General features: G+C 43.5%; 24 protein-coding genes, 1 tRNA gene and 1 pseudogene. 15 read left to right on the forward strand and 11 right to left on the reverse strand.

What is annotated here, in order from left to right:
* Positions 1-24: 24 nt before the first annotated feature.
* The 6 genes from K217_RS07530 to lpxB all read left to right on the forward strand — a co-directional run bounded on the left by K217_RS07530 (position 25) and on the right by lpxB (position 4,974).
* Entirely contained in the window at positions 25-582 is a 558-nt protein-coding gene (locus K217_RS07530) for a hypothetical protein (protein WP_155991130.1), read from the forward strand.
* Between the two features lie 77 nt (positions 583-659).
* Complete coding sequence (locus tag K217_RS0106630; protein ID WP_029552337.1) at positions 660-1,868, forward strand: transketolase C-terminal domain-containing protein; 1,209 nt, start codon at positions 660-662, stop codon at positions 1,866-1,868.
* Complete coding sequence (locus tag K217_RS0106635; RefSeq protein ID WP_029552338.1) at positions 1,858-2,718, forward strand: thiamine pyrophosphate-dependent enzyme; 861 nt, start codon at positions 1,858-1,860, stop codon at positions 2,716-2,718. Before K217_RS0106630 ends, K217_RS0106635 begins: the two co-directional genes overlap by 11 nt.
* Entirely contained in the window at positions 2,715-3,428 is a 714-nt protein-coding gene (locus K217_RS0106640) for a 2-oxoacid:ferredoxin oxidoreductase subunit gamma family protein (RefSeq protein WP_029552339.1), read from the forward strand. Before K217_RS0106635 ends, K217_RS0106640 begins: the two co-directional genes overlap by 4 nt.
* A gap of 44 nt (positions 3,429-3,472) precedes the next feature.
* Positions 3,473-3,889 carry a hypothetical protein gene (locus K217_RS0106645; RefSeq protein ID WP_029552340.1) on the forward strand — a complete coding sequence of 139 codons (417 nt, stop codon included), beginning with the start codon at positions 3,473-3,475 and terminating at the stop codon, positions 3,887-3,889.
* Positions 3,886-4,974, forward strand: coding sequence for a lipid-A-disaccharide synthase (gene lpxB / locus K217_RS0106650; RefSeq protein WP_029552341.1), 1,089 nt, complete (start codon positions 3,886-3,888; stop codon positions 4,972-4,974). Before K217_RS0106645 ends, lpxB begins: the two co-directional genes overlap by 4 nt.
* Here the strand turns inward: lpxB and K217_RS0106655 are convergent.
* From K217_RS0106655 to hfq, 5 genes are read right to left on the reverse strand one after another with little or no spacing between them, the layout of a single operon-like run.
* Positions 4,949-5,905, reverse strand: coding sequence for an RluA family pseudouridine synthase (locus tag K217_RS0106655; protein ID WP_231477007.1), 957 nt, complete (start codon positions 5,903-5,905; stop codon positions 4,949-4,951). The two genes, lpxB and K217_RS0106655, sit on opposite strands and share 26 nt — an antisense overlap.
* Positions 5,874-6,059 carry a hypothetical protein gene (locus tag K217_RS0106660; RefSeq protein WP_029552343.1) on the reverse strand — a complete coding sequence of 62 codons (186 nt, stop codon included), beginning with the start codon at positions 6,057-6,059 and terminating at the stop codon, positions 5,874-5,876. Before K217_RS0106660 ends, K217_RS0106655 begins: the two co-directional genes overlap by 32 nt.
* Positions 6,025-7,332 (reverse strand): adenylosuccinate synthase, encoded by a 1,308-nt coding sequence (locus K217_RS0106665; RefSeq protein ID WP_029552344.1) that lies wholly within the window; start codon positions 7,330-7,332, stop codon positions 6,025-6,027. Before K217_RS0106665 ends, K217_RS0106660 begins: the two co-directional genes overlap by 35 nt.
* Positions 7,329-8,441, reverse strand: coding sequence for a GTPase HflX (gene hflX / locus K217_RS0106670; protein ID WP_029552345.1), 1,113 nt, complete (start codon positions 8,439-8,441; stop codon positions 7,329-7,331). Before hflX ends, K217_RS0106665 begins: the two co-directional genes overlap by 4 nt.
* Positions 8,442-8,654, reverse strand: coding sequence for an RNA chaperone Hfq (hfq, locus tag K217_RS0106675; RefSeq protein ID WP_038028149.1), 213 nt, complete (start codon positions 8,652-8,654; stop codon positions 8,442-8,444).
* Between the two features lie 38 nt (positions 8,655-8,692).
* Here hfq and K217_RS0106680 point away from each other — a divergent pair.
* The 5 genes from K217_RS0106680 (at position 8,693) to K217_RS0106705 (ending at position 12,299) form a co-directional block, all read left to right on the forward strand.
* A tRNA-Leu gene (locus K217_RS0106680) sits at positions 8,693-8,776 on the forward strand.
* A 15-nt stretch (positions 8,777-8,791) separates the two neighbouring features.
* Positions 8,792-9,589, forward strand: coding sequence for a TIGR00282 family metallophosphoesterase (locus K217_RS0106685; RefSeq protein WP_029552347.1), 798 nt, complete (start codon positions 8,792-8,794; stop codon positions 9,587-9,589).
* Positions 9,590-9,596: 7 nt separating this feature from the next.
* Positions 9,597-10,334, forward strand: coding sequence for a 3-oxoacyl-[acyl-carrier-protein] reductase (gene fabG / locus K217_RS0106690; protein ID WP_029552348.1), 738 nt, complete (start codon positions 9,597-9,599; stop codon positions 10,332-10,334).
* A gap of 3 nt (positions 10,335-10,337) precedes the next feature.
* On the forward strand, positions 10,338-11,471 hold the full coding sequence (gene tgt / locus K217_RS0106695) for a tRNA guanosine(34) transglycosylase Tgt (RefSeq protein ID WP_029552349.1): 1,134 nt from the start codon (positions 10,338-10,340) through the stop codon (positions 11,469-11,471).
* A 258-nt stretch (positions 11,472-11,729) separates the two neighbouring features.
* Positions 11,730-12,299: a TetR/AcrR family transcriptional regulator gene (locus K217_RS0106705; RefSeq protein WP_029552350.1), complete on the forward strand. Its 570-nt coding sequence runs from the start codon at positions 11,730-11,732 to the stop codon at positions 12,297-12,299.
* Here K217_RS0106705 and K217_RS0106710 read toward each other — a convergent pair.
* Positions 12,286-13,131, reverse strand: a complete 846-nt coding sequence (locus K217_RS0106710) for a family 1 encapsulin nanocompartment shell protein (RefSeq protein WP_029552351.1) — start codon at positions 13,129-13,131, stop codon at positions 12,286-12,288. The genes K217_RS0106705 and K217_RS0106710 overlap by 14 nt on opposite strands.
* 42 nt (positions 13,132-13,173) lie before the next feature.
* On the opposite strand from K217_RS0106710, the gene K217_RS0106715 reads away from it, so the two are divergent.
* The 4 genes from K217_RS0106715 to K217_RS0106730 are packed head-to-tail and all read left to right on the forward strand — an operon-like array spanning position 13,174 to position 17,093.
* On the forward strand, positions 13,174-13,665 hold the full coding sequence (locus K217_RS0106715) for an N-acetyltransferase (RefSeq protein ID WP_029552352.1): 492 nt from the start codon (positions 13,174-13,176) through the stop codon (positions 13,663-13,665).
* Positions 13,649-15,391, forward strand: coding sequence for a bifunctional 3'-5' exonuclease/DNA polymerase (locus K217_RS0106720; protein ID WP_231477008.1), 1,743 nt, complete (start codon positions 13,649-13,651; stop codon positions 15,389-15,391). Before K217_RS0106715 ends, K217_RS0106720 begins: the two co-directional genes overlap by 17 nt.
* Positions 15,388-16,047, forward strand: coding sequence for a flagellar basal body L-ring protein FlgH (locus K217_RS0106725; RefSeq protein ID WP_029552354.1), 660 nt, complete (start codon positions 15,388-15,390; stop codon positions 16,045-16,047). Before K217_RS0106720 ends, K217_RS0106725 begins: the two co-directional genes overlap by 4 nt.
* Positions 16,008-17,093, forward strand: a complete 1,086-nt coding sequence (locus tag K217_RS0106730) for a flagellar basal body P-ring protein FlgI (RefSeq protein WP_029552355.1) — start codon at positions 16,008-16,010, stop codon at positions 17,091-17,093. The genes K217_RS0106725 and K217_RS0106730 overlap by 40 nt, the downstream gene beginning before the upstream one ends.
* Here K217_RS0106730 and K217_RS0106735 read toward each other — a convergent pair.
* The 5 genes and pseudogenes from K217_RS0106735 to K217_RS0106755 all read right to left on the reverse strand — a co-directional run.
* A complete protein-coding gene (locus tag K217_RS0106735) occupies positions 17,090-18,400 on the reverse strand; it encodes a UDP-glucose dehydrogenase family protein (RefSeq protein ID WP_029552356.1) in 1,311 nt (436 codons plus the stop codon). The genes K217_RS0106730 and K217_RS0106735 overlap by 4 nt on opposite strands.
* A 10-nt stretch (positions 18,401-18,410) precedes the next feature.
* On the reverse strand, positions 18,411-19,358 hold the full coding sequence (gene cysM, locus K217_RS07780; protein ID WP_029552357.1) for a cysteine synthase B: 948 nt from the start codon (positions 19,356-19,358) through the stop codon (positions 18,411-18,413).
* A complete protein-coding gene (locus K217_RS07785; RefSeq protein ID WP_029552358.1) occupies positions 19,359-20,741 on the reverse strand; it encodes an NADH-quinone oxidoreductase subunit N in 1,383 nt (460 codons plus the stop codon).
* Between the two features lies 1 nt (position 20,742).
* A complete protein-coding gene (locus tag K217_RS0106750) occupies positions 20,743-22,218 on the reverse strand; it encodes a complex I subunit 4 family protein (RefSeq protein ID WP_029552359.1) in 1,476 nt (491 codons plus the stop codon).
* A 3-nt stretch (positions 22,219-22,221) separates the two neighbouring features.
* Positions 22,222-22,922 (reverse strand): annotated as a pseudogene (locus tag K217_RS0106755) (NADH-quinone oxidoreductase subunit L); the annotation flags it as partial.

Genomic DNA, 22,922 nt, shown 5'->3' on the forward strand with positions numbered 1-22,922 from the left:
CTGAAAGATGGTGTAATAACTTATGTGGAGTGGAAGGGCGAGGAACTGACTTTCCCTGAGAATGTAAAGGAATATCAATCGCCGGGTTTTTATAGAATCCACTCGGAGGAGGAGGGTATCTTCAATGGATGGACCCACGGTATGAATTCACCTAAGGAGTTTTTGCATCCTAAAAATCTCACCTTTCTCAGAATTTCAAAGGACCTTGAGCAGGAACTTCCAGAGCTTAAAGGTGGGTTTGCCTTCTTTGGCATAAGAAACTGCGACCTTAATGCGGTCAAGGTGTTGGACAGAGTTTTTAAGGATGATGTCTTTTACAACAAGTTGAGGGAGGGCAATCTATTCATTGTGGCAAACTGTGTTAAACCTTCGGACACCTGCTTTTGCACGTCTGTAGGAGGCTCTCCTTTTAGTGCAAAAGGCTTTGACCTGGCTATAACCGAGTTGAAAGATGGCTTTTTGATTTCTGTGGGCAGTCCAAAAGGACAGGAGGTCTTAGACTGCTTGGACTTATTGGAGGCTACCCAGGAGCAATTGGAGGAAGAAAATACGCTTATAGCCATTTTCTTACCCAACTCATAGATTAACTGAGTAAAATCATAATATAGATTTGCTTTTTCAATACATTTAACTTAAATTTCTATCAAAGGAGGTGTAAGATGATTCAAACATCTACAGAGAAAGTCATATACAACAGAGCAGGCCAGAGGGTGGTTTCACCCGATTATCTGCTTTTTGAAGCCCCAAGAACCAAGCATTTTATGACAGGTTCTGAGGCGGTGAAAGAAGCTGTTAAAAGGGCATCGGTAGATGCATCCGTATCCTATCCCATCACTCCCCAATCGGAGGCAGCACACCTCATAGGTGAGCTTTGGGTTGAGGGCTATGTTGGTGTCTACTTTAGAGGAGAGTCTGAGTTTGGCGTCATGTCTGCGTTGGCAGGATGTGCAATGGCTGGAGCAAGATGCATAACCACCACCTCTGGTCCTGGAACGCTCAGGGCTATGGAGAACTTCCCCATGTGGGCTGGAACAAGGATACCTGTCCAGCTTGTTCTTATGGCAAGAGGAATAAATTCGCCCCTTTCTATACAGCCTGATAACTTAGAAGTTTCGTTTCTTTTAGATACGGGATGTATGATATGGTATGCGGAAAATGCCCAAGACCTCTTTGACATGATACTGGCAGGTTTTGTGGTTGCAGAACAGCCGGATGTTCATGTGCCTGTAGTAACTGTGGTGGATGGCTTTTTTGTGTCCCACACCAGAGAAGCCATAATGCTTCCTCCAGATGATATAGCCTTGCCACCTTACAACCCATACAAGGCTCCCATGCCAGTGATAGACGCAGAAGTTCCACCGGGAAGGTTTTTGAGGGACCCATTTGTGATGAAGTCCAACTACATTTCTTATGCAACCCACGCCAGCTGGCAGTGGGAAGTAAGAGCCGCTATAGAAAGGTCAAGACCTTATGCTAAGCATTACCTAAGGGGGCTGATTGAAGAGTTTGGGGATCCAGAAGCGGAGATTGTCTTTGTTGCCTGTGGAACAGCTGCGGCACAGTCAAAAGAGGCAGTTAGGCTCCTCGAAGACGAAGGAATAAAGGCAAAGGTGGTAAAACTAAAGACCATAAGACCTTTCCCAATACAAGAGCTAATAGACGCAACAAAAAACGCAAAAATTATCTTTGTTCCAGAGTTCAACGTTGTAGGCTGGTTGGAGAGGGAAGTAAGAAGATACTTATACAAACAATCTGAGGCAGATATCATAGGCACTCCAAGGGTTGCTGGTGGTATGACCATGCCACCAGAGGTAATAGTAAAAGAAGTTTTAAAAACTCTTGGAAAGGAGGTTAAGTATGTCATATAAGATATACGATATTAACGAAGAGTTAAAGGAGTTTATGCCCAAGGAGATAATAGACCTTGAAGAGAGGGCTACATGGGGCAATCCAAAAAGGGGCGTAATGGACCTGCCTTACGCAAAGGAACTCATAGAGGAGCACTCGCTGTGTGCGGGATGTCCAGAATCTATGGCCCTCAGATACATCCTGGCATCCTTGCCAAACCCAGAGGATACCATAATAGTAAATTCCACTGGATGCACTTCTTTGGTCTTTCCTCACATAGCCCTTCATACTGTTCATTCTCTCTTCGGTAATCAAAACGCAGTAGCTTCTGGCATAAAAAGGGTGCTTGAGTGGAGGTTTCCAGACAAGGTCAAAGATGTGGTGGTCATTGCAGGGGATGGGGCTACCATAGACATAGGATTGGATTGCACCCTTCAATCCTTCTTCAGACAGGAAAAGATAACCACCATATGCTTTGACAACGAAGTGTATGCAAACACCGGAGGTCAGGAAAGCGGTTCTACAGTAAAGGGACACGTCTTTAAGATGGCACCAAAGGGCAAGCAGTGGGAAAAAGTTCCCATGTGGCAGTTAGCGATAGATTCGGGGTGTCATTATGTAGCAAGGCTAACGGTTTCCTCTCCCAAAAGGGTGGAACAGGTGATAAAGAAAGCCATATACGTAGCAAGGGAAGTGGGACCAACCTACGTGCATCTTTACACTCCATGCATACTTGAGATAGGACTAAACTCAGACGATGGATTGGAAGAGATGAGGGCAAGGGACAAAGAAAGGTTTGCCTTCTTTGAGTATGCTACACCTCAAGCGGAAGAGGTGATAAACCGTAAGAAAGAGGAGGGTTTGATATGACAAGAAGAAGAGTTAATATAAGAATGCCGGCGCTCGGCGGACAGGGTGCGGTTACCGCCGCCCACATAATAGCAACCGCAGCGGACTACGAAGGATACTATGCAATTTCAAATCCTTTCTTTGGTGCAGAAAAGAGGATGGCACCTGCAGAGAGCTACGCTCGTATTGGCATAGAACCCATCTTTGATAGGGGAGAGGTTGTCTATCCGGACGTTATAATGGTCTTCCATCCACAGGTTATAACCATGGGCAAATCTTACACCATGCCCTTTTACTCAGGAATAAAAAGGCAAGGACTGATTATAATAAACTCAGAAGAAGACCTTCTTACGGAGGAAGACAAAGAATACTTGGAAAGCTTGGAAGTAAAGGTTTTTAACTTCAACGCCACCAAGTTTGCCATAGACATAGCGGGCACAGAGCTTTCCACAAACATGGCAATGATCGGTGCTCTCTTTGGAATCATAGGCAGGGTAAGCATAGAAGCCATAGAGGAAGGTATAAAGTCCAGGTTCCTCAAAAAGTTTGTAGCATCTGGAGGAACCGCATCTTTGGACTCAGCTTTGGAAAGAAAGTTCAAAAAGAAGTTGGAGCTAATCCAGAAAAACTTAGATACCGCAAAGGCTGCTTACGAGATGGCTCAAAGGTGGGCTCAGGAACAGGGGCTTGAACCTTTCTTGCCACCACCACCAAAGAAGGTTACGGTCTAAAAATTTGGGCTCCTTTGGAGCCCTCCTCCTTTAAAATATGATCAATGCCTATAGAAGATAGTTATAGAAACTTAGCGCTTGGCAAATTGGAAGATTTTGGAAAGTTAGCGGAGGAGAAGCTAAAGGATAAGTTATCCCAGTTGGATCAAGAAGACTTAGAGTTTGGTTTGAGCCTTAGTTTGCAGGACGGGGAGCTTTTCAAACTGTGGCAAGATTGCATAGAAAACAACAACTATATGGAAGTTAGCTTTATGGAAGTAATGGAACATCACGACGGTGCCTATTTGAAGGCTACTTTCAAAAACTCAAAAGGTCCATACACCGCAGAAAGATACATCAGCATAAGAAGCTCTGGCAGGATAGAAATATCCCATGCCTTTTTCTTGGAAACAAAAGAAACGATTGTAAGAATGGAGAAAGAACCAGACGGTAGTTTTAAAGTGTTTGTTAAAGCTAAATGAAAGTTTTTGTGTCGGTGGTGGATAGGTCTTCCAGCAACTACATATACATCATAATGAAGGACTTTAATTCTGTAGAATTTTGGGGAATAACGGATGAAAATTTGGAAAGCATAGGGTTTAAGAGTGTGGGAAGGCTTGATGAACTGTCGGTGGTTGGTCTTTGGGAAGCTATACCAAAAATACCTACGGTGATAAAACTACTCAGGCGCATAGAGAAGTTGGCTGGCGAGATGGATGCGGTAATCTTGTGCGATGCTCCCGCTTTCAACCTACTACTGCTAAAGAGGATAAGGGAAAAGGCAAAAAAGATTATCTACTTTATCTCTCCTCAGGTGTGGGCTTGGAAAGAGGAAAGGGCCAAGCTTATATCCAAGCTTGCAGACTACCTCATAGTTATCCTTCCCTTTGAGGTAGAGTTTTACAAAAGGTATGGAAAAGAAGCCATATTTGTTGGACATCCCTTGGTAGATCTGGCTAAACCCACCTTACCTGAGGAAAAGGTCAAGAGTCTTATAGATTGGGACGAATACATTGTGATCCTTCCCGGAAGCAGGTGGAGTGAGATAAAAAACCACGCCAGATATCTAAGAAGGGCATATCAAGCCATATACGAAAAAACCAAGCTTCCTGCGGTTATTCCCACCTTTGAAAGCTTCAGAAGAAAACTGGAGGACATGTTTGAAGACCTTCCGGTTAGGGTCTTTACCGCCTTGGATTTGGAACAACCAAACTACAATCTGTCCGCCTACGCAAAGTTTGGATTAGTAGCAAGTGGAACCGCAGAGCTGGAGCTGAGTCTTTTGGGTGTGCCCCACGTTGTCTTTTACAGAGTAAATCCCATAACCTACTGCATAGGCAAGAGGCTCGTAAAGGTAAAGAACATAGCCCTCACTAATTTAATATTGGAAGAAAGTGTCATTCCAGAGGTAGTGCAAAGACCGTGGCAGGACCTTGTGGAAGCATTTATGAACATGGACTTTGAAGCGCAAAAAAGAGCTTTCTTGAGGCTCAGAGAAAGATTAGGTGGCGAGGGGAGTATAGAAAGACTAAGGGCTAAGCTTAGGGAGATTCTCTTAGGTAGTTAAGCACGCTTGTAAAGGGCTCTACGTTTTGCACTTCAAACTCAAGCCATTTTCCCTTTCTTGGATGCACAAAGCCGAGTTTGTAGCTCAAAAGCATGTGACAGTTTTTTAACATTTCAACGAGTTTTTTTGGAAAGCTTTGACTTTTAAAGCCGTAGGTTTTGTCTCCTAAAATTGGATGCCCTAAACTGCTTGCATGCACTCTTATCTGATGGGTTCTTCCTGTGTGGATCTTTACCTCCAGTAACGTGGCGTTGTGTCTTGGAAACCTTTCTTTTACAAAAAACTCACTTTTGGCATACTTGCCTCCCTCTTCAACTACGGTGAATCTTTTTCTGTCTATAGGATGTCTTCCTAAGTTTGTTTCTACCAGTTTGTAGTTCCAACTTACCACACCTTGCACTATAGCTCTGTAGAGCTTTAGCACTCTTCTTTCTTTGAACTGTTCAGACAAGCTTTTGTGCACATCGTCCCTTTTTGCGACCACCATAAGCCCCATGGTATCTTTGTCCAACCTATGAACTATACCCGGCCTTTCTACACCACCTACGGAGGAAAGGTCCTTTATGTGATACAAAAGGGCATTCACCAAAGTGCCTGATGTGTGCCCCGGTGAAGGATGAACCACCATACCGCAAGGCTTTACAATAACCAGCAAACTTTCGTCTTCGTAGATGATGTCTAAGGGTATGTTTTCTGGAAGGACCTCCAACTTTTCGGGCTCTGGTATAAGCAGAACGACCCTTTGGCCTTCTTTTAGCTTTTTGGAGGGTTTGAGTACCAACTCATCATCTATAAGCACATAGCCTTCTTCTATTAGCTTTTGAAAGTAAGACCTTGAAAATTCTGGGTATGCTTTTGTTAAAAACTTATCCAAGCGTGCAGGCTCTTTTACTTCAAACTCAACTACTTCCTGTATTCTCCTCTTCTCCAACCTTTACCCTTATCTCTATCTCCTTTGGGTTTTCGTCGAGCTTTAGACTTTTAGCAAATCCAAGTAAGATGCTGTAGATAACCCTCTTAGGAAAATCCTTAAGCTTTACCTCCCGACCATTAACAAATATTTGAACTTCCCACCCTTTTTCCATGAAATACCTCAGAAAGCCAAATATATTTGTCCCTTTCTGGGCTTGTGGAGAGCATAACAACAGGCACGCCTACGAACCTTTCTATGAAGTTTATGTAATTCATCGCTTTTTCTGGTATGTCTTCGGCGCTTGTTATACCGTAGGTGCTTTCCTTCCAACCCTCAAAACTTTTGTATATTGGCTGTGCCTTTTCTAAGAGGAAAAGGCTTGCAGGAAAGTTTTCAAAAGTCTCATTTCCTATTTTGTAAGCGGTGCATACCTTTATTTCTTCAAAACCGTCCAAAACGTCCAATTTGGTAAGAACTATACCGTCCAAACCGTTTAACTTTACTGCGTGCCTTAGAGCGACCAAATCCAACCATCCACACCTTCTTGGTCTTCCTGTGGTTGCTCCGTATTCTTTACCCTTCTCTCTTATAAGATCGCCTACCTCATCCTTTAGCTCTGTGGGAAAGGGCCCCTCTCCTACCCTTGTAGTGTATGCCTTAGAAACGCCGAGGAATTTTGCTCCCGAGAAAAACTTTGGTGGAAGGCCCGTGCCTGCAGATAGCCCAAGGGCCGAAGAGTTGGAAGAGGTCACGTAAGGATATGTGCCAATATCTACGTCCAAAAGGGTTCCTTGGGCCCCTTCAAAGAGTATGCTCTTTTTTGTGTTTAAAAGGTAACTTGACGTGTCTGTAACGCAGTGCTTTATCTCTTCAAAATTCTCCAAAGCCCTATCCACCACCTCATCTACCTTCATCTCAAAGGCTTCACAGTAAACCTTCTTGCAAAGCTCTTCCACAAACTCCAAATTGTCCCTTACTAAGCTGTAGAACCTGTCTTTGTCCCAAAGGTCACAAACCCTTATGCCCTTCCTTGCATACTTTAGCATATAGGCGGGACCTATACCCCTCAAGGTGGTGCCTATTTTGCCCTTTTTCTCCAAAAGGGCATCTAAGGTTTTATGATAAGGAAGAACCAAGTGGGCTCTGTCGCTTATCAAAAGCCTGTCTCTAACGCTTATACCTTTGCCTTCTATCTGCTTTATCTCTTCCACTAAGAGCTCTAAATCTACCACCATCCCCTGGGCTATCACTCCAATGGTGTGGCTGTGAAGTATGCCCGTGGGCAAAAGGTGAAGGATAAACTTTTGTCCATTTACCATGACAGTATGGCCCGCATTGCTACCGCCTTGATAGCGCACTACCACCTCGTATTCAGAAGACAAAAGATCCACTATTTTCCCCTTGCCTTCGTCACCCCACTGCGCACCCAAGATTACCAAGTTCATATTTTTGCCTCCATAAGTTCTTCAACCTTTTCCCTTATGGCATTTAAAAGTTCCCTTATCCCCCACCTGTATTTACTGGAAACTACCACAGACCTGCCTTTTAAGAAGGCTGGTTCTGTCAAAAGTTTTATATCCTCTTCCTTTTCTACCAGTTTGTCCGCTTTGTTAAACACGTATATGGTGGGCTTTTCATCTGCGTTAAGCTCTTTGAGTATTTCTTGAACTACTTTTACCTTCTCCAGCCACTTAGGGTCTGAAATGTCTATTACATGAAGAAGAATGTCTGCCTCTTGGACCTCCTCCAAAGTAGCCTTGAAAGACTCTATCAGCTCCGGAGGAAGTTTTCTTATGAACCCCACCGTATCTGTAACAAGGATCTTTATGTCTGGAAATAGGAACTTGGCTGAAGTTTTTGTGTCCAACGTAGCAAAAAGCATATCTTCCACAAAGGTTTCTCTACCTGTGAGGACTTGCATCAGACTGGACTTGCCCACGTTTGTGTATCCAACGAGCGCCACCTTAACCACCTTTATATCCCCGTATTCCCTCTCTCTCTTCTTTCTCTGCTGTCTTCTTTGTCTTTTTATCTCCTCAAGCTCCTCCTTTATCTGTTGTATCCTTTTCTTTATAGCACGCCTCTTAATCTCTAGCTCTTGCTCTCCCGGACCTCTTGTGCCTACTCCACCGCCCAAACGGGAAAGCTCCTTACCTTTTCCATACAGTCTTGGCAGTTGATGGGTAAGCTTGGCAAGCTCTACCTGAAGCTTGGCGGTTTTACTTCTTACCCTTCTTGAAAATATTTCAAGCACTAAGTCTGCCCTATCTAAAACACTAACCCCCAACAGGTCTTCCAAGTTGGAAACCTGAGAAGGACTTAAAAAAGCGTCAAAAACTACGCAGTCCGCACCAGTACCTTGAACTACCTCTTTCAACTCTTGGGCTTTCCCAGCACCTATGTAATATCTCGGATCCGGTGCCTGTCTTTTTTGATAGACATACCCTAAGCTTTTGCCCCCTACCGCCCTAAGGAGTTCTTTTAACTCCTCTAAGGATTCTCTAAACTCCTGCTTTGTTTCTGAAGAAAGGACGCACGCTAAAATTGCTTTCATTCATCCACCAAGCACTATGGTGCTTATGGCATGCTTGTATATAAGGTTTGGCTCTCCCTCTACTTCCAAAAGCACGGTGTATTTGTCGTGGTTTAAAATCTTGCCCGTTATTCTGTTTCCCCTGGTTAAAAATACCGTAACTGTCGCATTCTTTCTTTTTAGCTCTTCAATAAACTCATCTTGCACGCTTTCGTTTTTCTCCATAGGTATCATTTCTACCTCCTCAAGTATAAAATATAATACAAACTCCAGCGGGTGTGGCGGAATTGGCAGACGCGCGGGACTCAGGATCCCGTGGGCATTTGCCCGTGAGGGTTCAAGTCCCTCCACCCGCATTATAATGTTTAAGCATGAGGTTCTTAATAGTTGGTGATATCATAGGCAAACCCGGAAGGAAAGCACTCAAACATTACACCATATCCCACCCCAACAGCTTTGATGTGCTGATCGTAAATGTGGAAAACTCCGCAGGAGGTTTTGGCATAAACAGGAAGGTTTATGAGGAGCTAAAGTCCTTGGGAGTGGATGTAATGACTTCTGGCAATCACATATGGGATAAAAAGGAAGTGTTGGAGTTTATAGATGTGGAGGACCTTCTTAGACCTGCAAACTATCCTCCAAATGTGCCCGGCAAAGGTTACGGAGTTTATCAAAAGAACGGTATAAAGTTTGCAGTCATAAACCTGATGGGTAGGGTTTTCTTGGATCCTCACCTGGAAAATCCCTTCTACACCTTTGACCGCCTATACGAGGAATTAAGCAAACAAACTCCAATCATACTGGTAGACTTTCACGCAGAAGCAACCTCCGAAAAATACGCCTTTGGGATGTATGTGGACGGAAGGGCAAGCGTGGTTTTTGGCACACACACTCACGTTCCTACCGCAGACCAGATTGTCCTAAGGAATGGCACAGGCTTTGTTAGTGATGTGGGTATGTCTGGATGTTGGTATTCAGTCATAGGGATGAAGCCTGAGCAAATTATCAACAAGTTTCTAACAGGGATTCCTCAGAGGTATGAAGTGGAAGAGAAAGAGGATGTGGTTTTTAACGCCATTTTGGTGAATATTGACGAAAGCTCTGGAAAGTGTTTAAGCATCCAAAGGATCCAAAAATACATCACAAAGGATGATCTAAAGGAACTATAATATTTTCATGCTTTGTATAGACCTGTCTGGAAAGAAAGCTCTTGTTACTGGTTCCACAAGGGGCATAGGAAGAGCTATCGCTGAATTTTTAGCAAAGGCTGGGGCGCAGGTTGTAATAACTGGCAGGGATGAGAAAAGGGCTCAAGAGGTTGCAAAGTCTATATCTTCTAATGCAATAGGAATAGGCATGGACCTTTCTGATCTCCAGTCCATACGCGCTGGATATGAGGCTGTGGAAAAGGAGGTTGGTTCGGTGGATATATTGGTAAACAATGCAGGCATTACAAAGGACAAGCTATTCTTGAGAATGACCTTGGAGGATTGGGAAGAAGTTCTAAGAGTAAATTTAACTGGGACTTATCTTATAACCTCTTTGGCTGTAAAGGGTATGTTAAAAAAGCGCTGGGGAAGGATCATAAACATATCCTCTGTTGTAGGTTTTATTGGAAACGTGGGACAGGTAAATTACTCTTCCACAAAGTCTGCTCTAATTGGTTTTACCAAAAGTCTGGCAAAGGAACTGGCAAGCAGGAACATAACCGTAAATGCCATAGCTCCAGGTTTTATAGAAACAGACATGACCGCCTCTTTGTCGGAAGAGATAAAGAAAGAATACCTAAGAAACATACCCCTTCAAAGGTTTGGCACTCCTGAGGATATAGCGGGAATGGTTGCCTTCCTTTGCTCACCTATGGCGGACTACATAACTGGGGAGATAATCCACATAAACGGCGGTATGTTCTAAGTTATGTTCAAGTTTGAGGTCATCAAAAGCGACGGAAGGGCAAGGAGGGGTAGGCTATACACTCCGAGAGGTGTAATAGAAACTCCAGTTTTTATGCCTGTAGGCACGCAGGGGACAGTAAAGGCAATGATCCACAAACTTTTAGAGGAAATAGGAACCCAGATCATCCTAAGCAACACCTACCATCTTTACCTAAGGCCGGGGGTAGAAGTAATCCAACAAGCAGGCGGGCTTCACTCCTTTATAGGTTGGAAAGGTCCCATACTTACGGACAGCGGGGGCTTTCAGGTTTTTTCCCTTTCCAGAGATAGGCTGAAAGGTGGTAAATCCAAGGTGAAGATCACTCAAGAGGGGGTATACTTCAGAGACCATCTGGCGGGAGATTATCATCTCTTTACGCCAGAAAAGGTGGTGCAGATACAAGAAATCTTTGGCTCAGAAATCATCATGCCCCTTGACGAGTGCGTAGAGTATCCTACCACCTACGCTTACGCAAAAGAAGCATTAGAGAGGACCATAGAGTGGTTGGACAGGTCCATAAAGGCAAAAAGAAGAGAAGATCAGGTGCTTTTTGGCATTGTTCAAGGTGCCTTTTTTGAAGACCTACGGAAGGAATCTGCCCTTAGGACAGTAGAAAGGGACCTTTTTGGATACGCCATAGGGGGACTTTCGGTGGGTGAGCCAAAGGAAGTTATGGTGGAGATGGCTCATCTTGTTTGTGAATATTTGCCCTTTGATAGACCAAGGTATTTGATGGGAGTAGGTATGCCAGAGGATATTCTGATGGCGATAGGGGTTGGGGTGGATATGTTTGACTGCGTAGCACCCACCAGAATGGCTCGCACAGGCACACTTTTTACCTCACAGGGTAAAATAAACATAAGAAGTGAAAAGTATAAAAAAGACTTCTCTACGCCTGACCCAGAATGCAACTGTTATACTTGCAAGAACTTCTCCAGAGCCTATCTTAGACACTTGTTTAACGCCGATGAGATTTCAGCTTACATTCTTAGCACAATCCACAACCTTTACTTTTACCACAAACTAACGGAAGGGGCAAGAAGGGCTATAGAGGAGGGGAAGTTTGAGCAATACAAAAGGCAGTGGTTGGAAAGGTTATCGGTGGCTGTGGGCTAAGCTTTTGATCTTGTTCTTGACATTGATACTGTCCTTTTCACAAGAAAAGGTGTCAGAAAACCTCACTTAGGATACTCTTACGCCGCTGAAGCTATGGAAGAGCTTGAAAGTCTTTGATAGAAGCTTATCAATTGGACAAAAAAGGAAGATATCTTAAACACCATATCATTGGAAGAGATAAAGAGGTTTGTAAGCTCAAAAAGACAAGGTAAGTAACCACTTGCAAAACGAGAAAAAGTATGAGATAATGATAAAGTCATGCCGCGTTTGCAGGATACAAAAAAGAGAATTCTGGAAGTGGCTTTAAAGCTCTTTTCGGAAAGGGGTATAAAAGAAACAACCGTAAAGGATATTGCCAAAGAGGTGGGGATAACCGAAGGTGCCATCTACAGACACTTTACCAGTAAGGATGAGCTGGTAAATACCATCTTCTCAACTTACTCTCAGAACTTTTACAGTGAACTTATTTCTGTGGTTGAAAGCGAAGAAAGTATAAAAGATAGGTTCTTTAAGTTAGTGCGGGCGTTTTTAAACTTTTGCTTTGAAAATCCCCAAGCATTCAAGTTTATCAATCTCTTTCACTACCTAAGGGCTCAGGAGGTGAGAAACTTTCAAAACCTGCCTAAGGATGCGGTGCTAAAACTTATAGATGAAGGTATAAGGGAGGGTATCATAAAGGTAAGAAGAGAGTTGGCTTTGGCTGTTTTTGTTGGCACTTTAGAAAGGACCTTTCTTTTGGTGGATGGTGGAGTGATAAAAAGGGAGGAGGGCATGGAAGAGGAATTAGCAGCAGTCCTTTGGAAAGCCCTCTGTTTTACTTCCCAATAACCAAAATAGCTCCCGGACGCTTTATTCTTGGTGCGACTATTTCCATAACTCTGAATTGATGGACCATGTTGCTTGTTTCTACATAGGCAAGGGATATATCAAGAGCTATCACTAAGTCCATGTTCTGAGGTCCTGCGGATACCAATATTGCTTTTCCTTCTGGCACTATGGGGGTATGATGAACTTCGCTAACGATCTTTTTTATCTGTTCTATCTCAAGAAGACCGGTGTTGTGATAAACGCGGTTTAGTTTAAAGTAATCCTTTGGATTTAGGATAAGATGGTAGGGACCAAAGAAACCGCTCTCTGTTAGCTTTGCTATACCCAAGGAAACGTCGTTGAAAGCATTCCCCATAACATCCCAGTCACTCATGGATATTGTTTGTCTTCCTTCCACTGTAAGCAATCCGTCAATACCCAACTTCTTATTACCGTGTATAATCAGCGTGTCTTCTGCCACAGCGGTCGCAAAGGATGCAGTGGAAGCGGCGGATGTATCAATTGGGAGATTAAACTGCCTCCAGTATTCAAGGTCCCTCCAGCTTATGGAAAAGGGCTTATAAATGGTGGGTAATACTATATGTTTGCGCTGACCAGTTCTGACAGGCTCACATGTTTGAGCCTCTTCTCCTGGTCTTACCTCACAGCTACCCGGTTCTACCCCAAGGAAAACATCGTATGAGATCACCTGATGTCCCGCACCTATGGGTCCAACCACGGGCATAAACCTTCTGCATACTAAGCTATTCTTCGCTACATTTATTATTGCTTTCTCTAAGGTTTCCCACTCTTCTGCTGTAAGCGGTGATTGATCTTTTCCCAAAAAGTCCATAATTTACCTCCTTTTTTCCAAAATTATAACTAAAATTAAAATATGGGCCTGAGAAAAGCTACTTTAAGAGATGCAGTCTTTATATACTCACTGATAAACGCTTATGCCAAGGGAGGGATTTTGCTTCCAAGAAGTCTTAACTCCATTTATGAGAATATAAGGGACTTTTGGGTATACGAGAAGGATGGACAGATTGTTGGTTGCTGTGCTTTGCACGTGGTTTGGGAAGATTTGGCTGAGATAAAGAGTTTGGCTGTAAGGGAAGACCTAAAGGGAAAAGGTGTGGGCACAAGTTTGGTTCAGGCGTGCTTAAAAGAGGCCAAAGACCTTGGAGTAAAGCGGGTTTTTGTCCTTACTTATGCGGTGGGTTTCTTTGAAAGGTTTGGTTTTTATACTATCCAGAAGGAAAGCCTTCCTCACAAAGTTTGGGGTGAGTGTATAAACTGCATAAAGTTCCCTTCCTGCGACGAAGTAGCAATGCAGATGGAAGTTGAAAAACTAAGCTTGGTGGAAGAATATGAAAATACACTTTGAGTATTTAACATCAGTCCATAGCTTGGGCAAACTTTACGAAAAAGTTAAAAATGTTCCCTTCGTTTACGTTGATACAGAAACAGTTGGAGATAAAACCATAAGACTGGTTCAAATCGCTTCGGAGGAAGACATATTCCTGTTGGACCTCTACGAATTGGGAGAGGTAGGCGTAAGCTTTTTAAAAGACCTACTATCTAAAAAGGGTATTGTGGGCCATAACCTTAAGTTTGATCTAAGGTATATGCTAAGCTATGGAATAGAACCTTATGCGGTGTTTGATACAATGATCGCAAGCCAACTTATTGGAGATTCAGACAGACACTCTTTGCAAAAGTTAGCCATTCATTATTTGGGAGAGGTTTTGGATAAAAGCCTTCAACTTTCCAATTGGGGTTCCCTAAGGCTTTCAAGAGAGCAGTTAGAATACGCCGCTTTGGACGTAAAGGTGGTAAGAGACCTATTTCCTATTCTTCTAAAAAAGCTAAATGAAGCGACTCCAATAATTGAAGATAACTTGCTAAAAACCAAAACTGCCAAGGTGTTTGGCCTGAAAAATCCAGTAGCCATAGTGGAGATGGCCTTTGTTCAGGAAGTGGCAAAGTTAGAACTTAATGGACTTCCTGTGGATGTGGAAGAATTGGAAAAACTCTTAAGGGATCTAACAAAGGACCTTCAGAAGAAGGCTATGGAGTTTTTAATAAAGTATAGAGTGGATCCTATGTCTCCCAAACAGTTGGGAGAGGTTCTCGTCAAAAAGTATGGACTTGATCTGCCAAAAACAGAAAAGGGAAACATCTCAACTGACGATAAAGCCTTAGCGGAATACATAGAGCATCCGATAGTAAGGGATATCCTTTACATCAGGAACGTAAAGAAAAGCCTGGATAAGCTTGAAGAAATAAAGGCTGGTTTGAAGGGAAAAAGAGTATATCCTGAATTTAAACAGATCGGGGCAGTTACCGGAAGGATGTCTTCTATGAACCCTAACGTGCAGAACATACCAAGGCATCTAAGGAGGATCTTTAAGGCAGAAGATGGTAACGTGTTTGTGATAGCAGATTTTTCCCAAATAGAGCTCAGGATTGCTGCGGAGTATGTAGGGGACGAAAGTATGATAAAAGTCTTTAACGAAGGAAGGGATATGCACAAATACACCGCAAGTGTTCTTTTGGGGAAAAAGGAAGAGGAAGTTTCCAAAGAGGAGAGGCAACTGGCAAAGGCAGTAAACTTTGGATTGATTTACGGAATATCTGCCAAAGGTTTGGCTGAATATGCGTATTCTTCCTACGGAGTAAATCTTTCCGTAGAAAAGGCCGAGGAAATAAGAAAGAGATTTTTTGAACACTTTAGGGCTTTTAAGGACTGGCACGAAAGGGTTAAAAAGGAATTAAGGGAAAGGGGCGAATCAAGAGGATACACACTGCTCGGCAGAAGGTATGTAGCCCACACGTTCCCAGATGCGGTAAATTATCCTATACAGGGCAGTGGTGCAGATCTTCTGAAGCTGTCTGTTCTTGTTTTTGATGCGGAGCTTAGAAGGGAAAACATAAAGGCAAATGTGGTAAATTTAGTCCATGATGAGATAGTAGTAGAATGCAAGGAAGAGGATGGTATAAAGGTAGCCGAGCTTTTAGAGAGGGCTATGAAAAGGGCAGGTGGGATTATATTAAAAAAGGTGCCCGTAGAAGTGGAGGTTGCAATAAAAGAGAGATGGGAAAAGGAATGAGCTGGTTATTTTTAGTTTTACTGCTTTTATTCTCTTGTGCTAAAAAACCTACAACGCTGGAAGAATACGAAAGGCAAAACCCTTATCCCGGCAAAGAGCAGAGCGTAGAATATGCGTCCAAAGGAAGCCTTATGCCAAGGGAAGGTTTTAGCGACCTGTATTCAGAATACAGAGCTTCAAAGGTTGGAGATGTGATCTACGTCCAAATAGTGGAATCTATAAACGCCATAGAGAGCGTGGCAAGCCAAACTGGAAGATCTGCCAGTTTTAAAGAATCGGTTGCCTCTTTATTTGGGATAAGTAAATTCACATTGGATGAGTTGTCCGCTCAAGGCTCAGGACAGTTTAATACTCAAGCAGGAGGTAAAGTTCAACAAACAGGTGTTTTGACCACAAAACTGGCGGGCAGAGTGGTAAAAGTCTATCCTAATCGCACTATGCTAATAGAAGCAAAAAAGTCCTTTTACATGAACAACGCACAGAGGGAAGTATTTTTAAGGGGCGTAATAAGACCCGAGGATGTGGATTCATCTAACACCATAACCAGCGATAAGATAGCCAACTTGGAGGTTTTCATAGATGGTAAAGGTTTTCTTGCGGATGGAGGTAGTCCGGGATGGTTGGCACGTATATTGGCAAAGGTCTTGCCCTTCTGATTTTACTGTTTAGTCTATCTTACGCAACAAAAATAAGGGATATAGCTACCATAGAAGGGCAGAGAAGCAATTATCTGATAGGCTATGGACTTGTGGTAGGTCTAAAAGGTACCGGAGATGGAAAAGCTACGATCTTTACCGTAAGAAGTATAGCCAATATGCTAAACCGTATGGGTATTGTGGTGGATCCAAGGAGAATAACGGTCAAAAACGTCGCTGCGGTTGTTGTAACTGCAAAGCTTCCACCTTATGCCAAGCCAGGTATGAGCGTGGATGTGGAAGTGGCATCCATTGGAGATGCAAAAAGTTTAGAAGGAGGTACCCTTTTGCTAACACCTTTGAGGGGTCCAGATGGGGAAATTTACGCCTTGGCGCAGGGGCAGGTGATAGTCAGCGGTTATGAGGTTAGAGGGCAGGCGGCAAGGCAGGTGCAAAATATTCCCACCGTAGGCAGAATCCCAAATGGAGCCATCATAGAGAGACCTCTACCTGAATATCCAGAAACAGAAGAAATTCACCTATACCTTGAAAATCCGAGCTTTTCTTTGGCAAAGCTTGTTCAAGACAGAATAAATGCGGAGTTTGGCGAGGAAACAGCTTTGGCTTTGGATAGCTCAACGATAAAACTTAAAGTTCCAAAAGGGCTTAGGATGGTGGATTTTTTAGCGAGGGTGGAGGACATAGAGCTTGACGTGCCATCCACCGCAAAGGTGGTTATAGACAGCCGTTCCGGGACAGTACTGCTTGGGGGAGAGGTAACCATAAATCCTGTGTCTGTGGCTATTGGCACCCTCACCGTAACTATAAAAGAAACTCCCGAGGTTGTTCAGCCACCACCTCTATCTCCAGGTGAGACTGTAGTTGTCCCAAGAACGGAGATTAAAGTAGAAGAGAAAGAAAGAAGATTGGTAAGATTGAATGGCGCTACTGTTTCTCAGCTTGTGGAGAGCCTAAACAGAATAGGAGCTACTCCCAGAGAAATCATATCCATACTTCAGGCTATAAAAGCGGCGGGTGCGCTAAAGGCTAAGTTGGAAGTGCTTTAAGGCACACCAACGCCGTAATATTCAAAACCGAGTTCTCTAACCCTTTTGGGATCATACATGTTCCTTCCATCCACAATTATAGGAAGCTCCATAAGTTCTTTTACCCTTTCAAGGTCTGCTTTTTCAAACTCTTCCCACTCGGTCAGTATAAGAAGAGCGCTCGCACCTTCTACGGTCTTATAAATATCCTTTTCATAGGTTAGATCCTTCCCAGGAGGATAAAGAGCTTTAAAGTTTTCCATAGCCTTAGGGTCGTAGAGTTTTAAAAAGGCGCCTTCCTTTAAAAGCAAGGGTATGATCCTGAGAGAGGGCGCTTCCCTAATGTCATCGGTGTTTGGCTTGAAGGACAAACCCCAAACCGCTAAGGTTTTGCCCTTTAGACTCCACAGCACATTTTTTACCTTTTCCACAAACTGAACAGCCCTCCTCTGATTGATCTTATCCACCTCCTCCAAAAGGGAAAAGTCCACTCCGTGATCCTTTGCCATCTTTATGAAAGCCTTTATGTCCTTAGGAAAGCAACTGCCACCCCAACCTATGCCTGCCCTGAGAAACTCTCTACCGATCCTTTTGTCATAACCCATTCCCTCTGCCACAAGCCTAACATCCGCACCAACCTTTTCGCACAGGTCCGCCACCATGTTTATGTATGAGATCTTCATAGCCAAAAAGGAGTTAGAGGCGTGTTTTATAAGCTCGGAAGTGGCAGGGTCCGTAAAGATTATGGGACACTTAAAGTCTCTGTAGAGTTCCTCCATTATTTGGCGTGCCCTTTGACTTTCCACACCCACCACTATCCTGTCTGGTTCCAAAAAGTCCTTTATTGCACTTCCTTCCCTTAGAAACTCCGGGTTTGATACCACATCAAACTCTATTTGCTTTCCCCTCCTTTGTAAGTATCTCTCCACGGTCCTTTTTATGAGCTTGTGGGTATTGACAGGGACAGTTGATTTTTCTACAAAAAGCTTGTAGCTTTCCATAATCTTGGCGGTCTCCCTTGCTACCTCCTCCACCTGCGAGAGGTCCGCTGAACCGTCGGGGTTCTGGGGCGTTCCCACGCATATAAAGATCACCTCGGAAAAATTCAGCCCTTGCTTTAGCTCTGTGGTAAAGGACAACCTTCCCAAGCTTAAGTTCTCTTTAAGTAGCTCCTCCAACCCTGGCTCATAAAAGGGCACCTTCCCTTCTTTCAAAAGCTCTACCTTGTTAGGAAGCTTTTCCACCACCATAACCTCATGTCCTAAGTGGGCAAAACAAACTGCGGTGGTTAATCCTACGTATCCTGCACCTACAACTGTGAGCTTCATCTTATACCTCCTACGGATTGTTAAAAGGAGCTGTGGTTAAATACTTACTACCACCGTCGGGAAACACCACCACTATAACCCCCTCTTCTAACTCCTTAGCCAGCTGTATTGCTGCAAAAAGCGCTGCGCCGGAAGATTGCCCTACAAAGATGGCTTCCTCCAAAGCCAGCCTTTTTGTCATTTCGTAAGCGGGTTCAGTCTCCACGAATATGGTTCTGTCCAGAAAACTCTCGTCAAAAATGCCGGGTTTTATGGAACTTTCTATGTGCTTTAGTCCTTCTATACCGTGAAAAGGGTAAGCAGGTTGCACTCCTACTATTTGAATGTCCGGATTAAAGACCCTTAGGCGTCTGCCCGTTCCCATTATGGTCCCACCTGTTCCTATGCCCGCTACAAGGTGGGTTATTCTGCCTCCTGTCTGATGCCATATTTCTATGCCGGTTGAGTAAAAGTGAGCCTTCCAGTTGGCTGGGTTGTTGTATTGGTCCAAGTAGACGTATTTTTCTGGATTTTTGCTGACAAGCTCTCTCACAAAAAGAATGGCTCCATCCGTTCCTTCCAAAGGATCGGTCAAATAAACCTTTGCACCGTAAGCTTTTATTATTCTCTTTCTTTCTTCACTGACGTTTGCGGGCATAGCCAGCTCCACCGGAACTCCCAACGCAGCACCTACCATAGCCAAAGCTATACCCGTGTTGCCAGAAGTCGCATCTATTACTGTTTTACCTTCCTTTATTAAGCCTTTGCTTATGGCATCCAAAAACATAGAGAGGGCAGGCCTATCCTTTACAGAACCGCCCGGATTAAAGCTTTCCAATTTGGCGTAGATCTCCACCTTAGGGGAAACGTCTTTTGGGATGACCTTTTTTATTCTAACAATGGGCGTGTTGCCCACAAGATTCAGTATGGAGTTTCTTATCCTCCTGTAAGGTTCGTCGTGCTGTCCAAGTACCCACATCTACAGCTTGATAAAGTTTAATAAAAGGTGGGGGAAAAGGCCAAAGAGGACTACCAAAATTGAACAAACTAAGATAACTAACGATTCGCCTGCGGAAACAGAAACATTCTCGTATTTCCTTTCCCCTTCCTCCAAGAACATATAGCTTACTACCTTAAGGTAATATCCTGCGGAGATAATGCTGGCTATCACAAAGGCAAAGGCCAATAGGGATAAATTAGCATGCACTAAGCCCAAAAATAGGTTCAACTTACCCACAAAAAGGGCCATAGGGGGAATACCTATGAAAGCCAAAAGGAAGAGAGAAAACGAAGTGCCAAGTAAAAGGTTTTCCTTTCCCAAGCCTCTGTAATCTAAGATGTGATGGGTAAATCCCTGGCTTTTTTCAATGGACGAAAGAACTACAAAGGACCCAAGGGTTGCAAAGGTGTAAACCACTACGTAAAAGATTAAGCCAGACTGCAAAAGATTGTCAGAGGTAGATATGCCAAGCAGAAAGTATCCTGCATGGGCAATAGAAGAGTAAGCCAAAAGTCTTTTTACGGACCTTTGGGCGTAGGCGGTAAGGTTGGCGTAAAACATGGAAAGCAAGGCAAGCACACCTATCAGAATAAGCCAAAGCCTTAGGTGAGAAAAGAGCATAGAAAGTTTAACCAACAAAAAGTAGATAGCCAGCTTTGGAGCGGTCGCTAAATAACCAACCACAGGAGTGGGCGCACCTTCATAAGCGTCTGGGGTCCAAAAGTGGAACGGAACTGCGGATACCTTTAGAGCCAAGGCGGACAGAAAGAAAAGGATAAACAGAGAAAATACAGTATTGCTGTCTGCGTAGGGAGTGAGAAAGAAGGTTCCGGTAGCACCGTAGTAAAAGGAAGAGCCCATGCCAAAGAGGGCAGTTCCCACAGACCCCATCAGAAGATACTTAAAGGCCCCCTCCTTTGAGCTGTAGTCCTTTCTAAGCATAGCGCTGAGGATGTATATGGTTATAGAGGAAAGCTCTAAGGACACAAACAGAGTGATAAGACTGTTTGACGATAAGAAAAAGGAAAGACCTAAGGTAGAAATAAGCACAAGATAGGGCATTTCTCCATAGACAGAGTCCTTCTTTAGAAGATAGTCGTAAAGAGCTAATATTGAAAGCCCGCTGAGTATGTAAAGTATGCCCTTTCCAAAAAGTTCTAACTGACTTACATAGAAGGTATCAAAGAAGGTATAGGCAGGATATTCCACAAAGAAAATGGAAAAAAAGGCGGTTAGGGCAGTCAAACTACCAAGAAGGCTCAAAAACTTAAAGTGCTTTTTTTCCAAAACAAGATCCAAAAAGAAGAGAAGAAGAATACCAAAGGAAAGAACAATTTCGGGAAGAAGGGCATTCCAGTTCATTCTATCCTCCAAACACCATCTTTGTGGTATGCTCCATTATCTTGACAAAAGGTAAAGGATAGATGCCCAAAATGACTGAAGAAACAATTATTAAGACAAAAGCTATCCAGTGATGGGGCTCCAGGTCTTTTAGACGACTCCACTTTTCCCGCCTATAGTCAGATATAGTCTCCTCTTCCAGCATAACTCTTTTATACATGTAGAGGAAGTATGCTGCTCCCAAGACCATACCAACGCCCGCTATAAAAGCCCAAACAGGATAGCTTTTGTACGTGCCAAGGAGTATTAAAAACTCCGCTACAAAACCCGCAAGGCCAGGAAAGCCTATACCTACCAAACCACTCAGCATGAAGACAATGGCTAAGTTTGGAATGTATCTGGCAAGGCCTCCAAGGTCATCCATGTGATAGGAGTGAATTCTGTCGTAGATAAACCCTGCGGACATAAACAGAGCTGCAGAGGAAAGTCCGTGGGCAACCATCATGTAAATTGCTCCGTTTAGGGCGTTTATGTCGGAGGCAAAGGTGCCAAGGGTCACAAGCCCCATGTGGCTTATAGAAGAGTAAGCTATTAGTCTCTTTATATGAGTTTGAGCTATGGCCATCATGGCAGCGTATATCACCGCCACCACACTTAAAAAGAATATCAAAGGCACATAGTATTTGCTTGCCTCCGGGAACATAGGAAGAGAGTATCTGACAAAACCGTAAGTCCCCATCTTAAGAAGAACTGCGGCAAGGATCACTGAACCTGCAGTTGGTGCCTCTACGTGAGCATCGGGAAGCCATGTGTGAAAGGGCCACATAGGCACCTTTACCGCAAAGCCAAGACCAAAGAGCATAAAAACTATAGCCTCAAACCAAAATGCATAATTAAGGTTCTTCAGGAAAAAGTAGTCAAAGCTTATACTTCCGGAGACTACATAACCGTATATAACCACAGATGCAATACCCAAAAGTAAGAAAATACTGCCAAAGAATGTATAAACAAAGAACTTGTTGGCCGCATAGACCTTTCTGTCGTGTCCCCAAAAGCCTATGATGAAGTACATTGGAATGAGCATGGCTTCCCAGAAGAGATAAAAAAGGAAAAGGTCCAAGGCGGAAAAAACACCAAGACAGGCGGTTTCAAGCATCAAAAACAGTCCGTGGTAAAGGTTAGGCTTATCTTCAATCTTGACGGACCAAACAAAGGCAACCACGAACATCAGGGCGGTTAGCACAAAAAGGGCAATACCCATACCATCAAGTCCTATGCTGAAGGATATGCCCAAAGGCTCTATCCAGCTTAGCTTGAGAGTATGCTGAAAGTTTGGGTTGTTCCAATCAAAGTTTGCAAGAAGATAAAGGGAGATTAGGAAAACTACCACTGAAGTGGATAAAGATATAAACCTGGATAGTTTGTCGTTCCTAAGGGCAAAAACCAGCAAGCTTGCTACAAGAGGCAGGAATATAGCAAAAGCAAGAAGACCACCCATCTTTCACCTCCACAAAAGGGTTAATAGGACAAGTCCAGACAAACCTACAGATAAGAAAAGAAGGTAGAGATTTACCCTACCTTGTTGTAAATTGCGGAAAACCCTACCAAGAAAACCAGCCATCAGGTAAGAACCATTTACCAACCCATCAATAAGCTGTCTTTCTCCTACGGTGTAAAGCACCTTAGAATAAAGCATATATCCTCCTGCCAGTATTTTGTGGTAGAGTTTTTCTGTGAAGAACTGTTCTTTAAAAGTTGTGTGCATGGGCTTTAAAGACTGATAGAGCTTTTCTGGATCTAACACTCTCTTCACAAACACCAAATAAGCTAATCCTATACCAGCTAAAGCTATAACCACAGAACTTATGGCTATATCCAAATGGATCTCCTTCTTGTCCCCCAATACACCTACATACCACCCCTCAAAAAATCCTACCACCAAAGAACCTATAGCCAGTATGACCATGGGAATTAGCATGATTGATGGACTCTCTTTTGGCTCTTCCTCAAAGTGCTCTCTGTGCCTCTCCTCCCCATAAAACATTACAAACCCTTCCCTAAATATGTAATACGCTGTTAAAAAACTCACAAAGCTTACAAAAACTCCTAAACCAAAAGACACCTCATACGCACTACCTATTATTAGGTCCTTGCTCCAAAAGCCTGAAAAGGGGAAAATGCCTGCCAAAGCTAAGGCTCCCA

The organism is Thermocrinis jamiesonii (assembly GCF_000702425.1).
Taxonomy (GTDB): Bacteria; Aquificota; Aquificia; order Aquificales; family Aquificaceae; genus Thermocrinis; species Thermocrinis jamiesonii.

Coding starts and splice junctions, on each gene's coding strand:
- K217_RS0106630 (WP_029552337.1), top strand. CDS start 660: ATGATTCAAACATCTACAGAGAAAGTCATATACAACAGAGCAGGCCAG.
- K217_RS0106635 (WP_029552338.1), top strand. CDS start 1,858: ATGTCATATAAGATATACGATATTAACGAAGAGTTAAAGGAGTTTATG.
- K217_RS0106640 (WP_029552339.1), top strand. CDS start 2,715: ATGACAAGAAGAAGAGTTAATATAAGAATGCCGGCGCTCGGCGGACAG.
- K217_RS0106645 (WP_029552340.1), top strand. CDS start 3,473: ATGCCTATAGAAGATAGTTATAGAAACTTAGCGCTTGGCAAATTGGAA.
- lpxB (WP_029552341.1), top strand. CDS start 3,886: ATGAAAGTTTTTGTGTCGGTGGTGGATAGGTCTTCCAGCAACTACATA.
- K217_RS0106660 (WP_029552343.1), bottom strand. CDS start 6,059: ATGGAAAAAGGGTGGGAAGTTCAAATATTTGTTAATGGTCGGGAGGTA.
- K217_RS0106665 (WP_029552344.1), bottom strand. CDS start 7,332: ATGAACTTGGTAATCTTGGGTGCGCAGTGGGGTGACGAAGGCAAGGGG.
- hflX (WP_029552345.1), bottom strand. CDS start 8,441: ATGAAAGCAATTTTAGCGTGCGTCCTTTCTTCAGAAACAAAGCAGGAG.
- hfq (WP_038028149.1), bottom strand. CDS start 8,654: ATGATACCTATGGAGAAAAACGAAAGCGTGCAAGATGAGTTTATTGAA.
- K217_RS0106685 (WP_029552347.1), top strand. CDS start 8,792: ATGAGGTTCTTAATAGTTGGTGATATCATAGGCAAACCCGGAAGGAAA.
- fabG (WP_029552348.1), top strand. CDS start 9,597: ATGCTTTGTATAGACCTGTCTGGAAAGAAAGCTCTTGTTACTGGTTCC.
- tgt (WP_029552349.1), top strand. CDS start 10,338: ATGTTCAAGTTTGAGGTCATCAAAAGCGACGGAAGGGCAAGGAGGGGT.
- K217_RS0106705 (WP_029552350.1), top strand. CDS start 11,730: ATGCCGCGTTTGCAGGATACAAAAAAGAGAATTCTGGAAGTGGCTTTA.
- K217_RS0106710 (WP_029552351.1), bottom strand. CDS start 13,131: ATGGACTTTTTGGGAAAAGATCAATCACCGCTTACAGCAGAAGAGTGG.
- K217_RS0106715 (WP_029552352.1), top strand. CDS start 13,174: ATGGGCCTGAGAAAAGCTACTTTAAGAGATGCAGTCTTTATATACTCA.
- K217_RS0106720 (WP_231477008.1), top strand. CDS start 13,649: ATGAAAATACACTTTGAGTATTTAACATCAGTCCATAGCTTGGGCAAA.
- K217_RS0106725 (WP_029552354.1), top strand. CDS start 15,388: ATGAGCTGGTTATTTTTAGTTTTACTGCTTTTATTCTCTTGTGCTAAA.
- K217_RS0106730 (WP_029552355.1), top strand. CDS start 16,008: ATGGTTGGCACGTATATTGGCAAAGGTCTTGCCCTTCTGATTTTACTG.
- K217_RS0106735 (WP_029552356.1), bottom strand. CDS start 18,400: ATGAAGCTCACAGTTGTAGGTGCAGGATACGTAGGATTAACCACCGCA.
- cysM (WP_029552357.1), bottom strand. CDS start 19,358: ATGTGGGTACTTGGACAGCACGACGAACCTTACAGGAGGATAAGAAAC.
- K217_RS07785 (WP_029552358.1), bottom strand. CDS start 20,741: ATGAACTGGAATGCCCTTCTTCCCGAAATTGTTCTTTCCTTTGGTATT.
- K217_RS0106750 (WP_029552359.1), bottom strand. CDS start 22,218: ATGGGTGGTCTTCTTGCTTTTGCTATATTCCTGCCTCTTGTAGCAAGC.